This is a genomic window from Limnospira sp., from assembly GCF_051859755.1.
GTDB lineage: Bacteria > Cyanobacteriota > Cyanobacteriia > Cyanobacteriales > Microcoleaceae > Limnospira > Limnospira fusiformis.
The window spans coordinates 1-920 of record NZ_JBIMLI010000373.1 but is presented as its reverse complement, the minus strand read 5'-3'; the positions used below and the strand labels follow the sequence as shown (position 1 = coordinate 920).

Annotated in this window: 1 protein-coding gene; it reads left to right on the top strand. The window is 47.4% G+C overall.

Annotated elements, in window-relative coordinates:
- Window positions 1–186: 186 nt before the first annotated feature.
- On the top strand, window positions 187–807 hold the full coding sequence (gene grpE / locus ACTIE0_RS24710; protein WP_006622145.1) for a nucleotide exchange factor GrpE: 621 nt from the start codon (window positions 187–189) through the stop codon (window positions 805–807).
- Window positions 808–920 lie beyond the last annotated feature (113 nt).

The following is a 920-nucleotide window of genomic DNA, read 5'->3' as shown; positions in this document are numbered from 1 at the left end:
CTTGCTGTAAAAGGTGTAGTCGGATACGACATGAAACTGTAAGACCAAAACTAACTTAGGTTAGTGGAGGCAGGATTGGGCCCAAGAATCCTCGGACTTCAGGACGAGGAGTGTCAACAGCAAGGTTGTCTAGCCATGAACGGGTCGCCATCATCATCTGACTATACCCCGCAGTTACAAAAACTTATGCGGCGGGCGGGGTTTTCCAGTATACGAGAGTTAAGCCGATATTCAGGGGTCGAGGAGAGACAGTTCTTTCGGCTATGTCAGGGTTTGGTCATGCAGACCCGGGTGGATGTTTTAATGAAAATTGCGGAGGGGCTGGGAATTTCTCTGATGGAACTGTTGAGCATTTTCGCCCCGGAGGAGAGTAGCTTCGCCTATTCGGGGTTTAATTCGGCTTTCCGTCAGGAATATGAACGGCTACAAGCTGAGATGGAACAATTGCGGGAGTCTGTAGGTCGGGAATTTGAACAAGCTAGTTTAGATATTTTGGAATCTTGGTTGTTGAATTGGCCCAAAGTTACCGAAAAAGTTGAGGAAAATCCCCAAATTCCTGCCAAAAATATATTGCCTTTGGTGAAACCAGTGGAGCGACTTGTGCAACAATGGGGAGTGGAGATAATTGCACCGATCGCCTCTGAGGTTCCCTACAATCCGCATCTACACCAGTTAGTCCAGGGAACTGCACAGCCGGGAGATAGGGTGACTGTCACTTCTGCTGGCTACCGAAAGGGCGATCGTCTTCTCTGGCGCGCCCAGGTAAAAGTCCCAACCGATGATAATTTGAGGATTCAGGGAGGTTAGGGAAACCCACATGATGGACTACCCTTTGTGTCTGATTTAGGAGCATGATTTAATCTCAAATTAGGTTAATATTTTAGGGCAATATGGTATAAGAAGCGAGAAGAGTTGAGGAT